A 912-nucleotide genomic window follows, 5' to 3' on the forward strand; every position below is an offset into this window, starting at 1 on the left:
CTGACGTTGCCCCCAAGTTTTATCCAATTCGGAGTTCGCTCTGACGGTTGGGATTGTCCTTCGGGGCGGGGTGAGCGGCGGGAGACGGCGCGGAGCTGGTCGGGTTGCGCAGCGCCGTCTCACGACGCGGGAAGGTGCGGGCGAACTCGACCGGGGTCTGCCAGCCGAGCCGAGAATGCGGTCGGGCTTCGTTGTAGTCGGCACGCCAGCGACCGAGCAGCGCACGGACCTGGGCGAGCGTGGTGAACAGCGTCTCGTTCAGGAGTTCGTCGCGCAGGCGCCCATTGAACGACTCGATGAAGGCGTTCTGGGTGGGCTTTCCCGGTGCGATGTAGTGCCACTCGACCCGGGACTGGTCGGCCCAGCGCAGGATCGCGTTGCTGGTGAACTCTGTTCCATTGTCGCTGACGATCATCCTCGGCTTGCCGCGTGCGGCAACCAACCGATCGAGTTCGGTTGCCACCCGCAGACCCGAGAGCGAGGTGTCGGCGATCAGGGCGATGTTCTCGCGGGTGCAGTCGTCGACGATCGTCAGAATGCGGAAGCGGCGCCCGTCGGTCAGTTGGTCCGAGACGAAGTCGAGGCTCCACCGCTCGTTCGGCCGCAGGGCGACCTGCATCGGCGCCCGCGTGCCGAGGGCGCGCTTTCGGCCGCCGCGCCGGCGCACGCCGAGCCTCTCCTCGCGATAGAGCCGGAACAGCTTCTTGTGATTGACGACCAGGCTTTCGCGCCGCAGCAACACATGCAGGCGACGATATCCGAACCGCCTGCGCTCGCGGGCGAGTTCCGTCAGCCGCTCACGAAGCACACGGTCGTCCGGCCGCGTGGTCTCGTAGCGAATGGTCATGCGGCAAAAGCCGGTGGCTTTACACGCCCGCCGTTCACTCATCCCGTGGGCGGCCACGAGATGGG

At 66.7% G+C, this 912-nt stretch carries 1 protein-coding gene; it reads right to left on the reverse strand.

Translation table 11 applies throughout. The features are described 5' to 3' along the window. Nucleotides 1-19 precede the first annotated feature (19 nt). The coding region (locus tag EYW49_RS22850; RefSeq protein ID WP_131312043.1) for an IS3 family transposase at nt 20-912 on the reverse strand (893 nt) is incomplete at its 5' end.

Origin of the sequence: Siculibacillus lacustris, from assembly GCF_004328075.1 — a bacterium.
GTDB classification, from domain to species: Bacteria; Pseudomonadota; Alphaproteobacteria; order Rhizobiales; family Ancalomicrobiaceae; genus Siculibacillus; species Siculibacillus lacustris.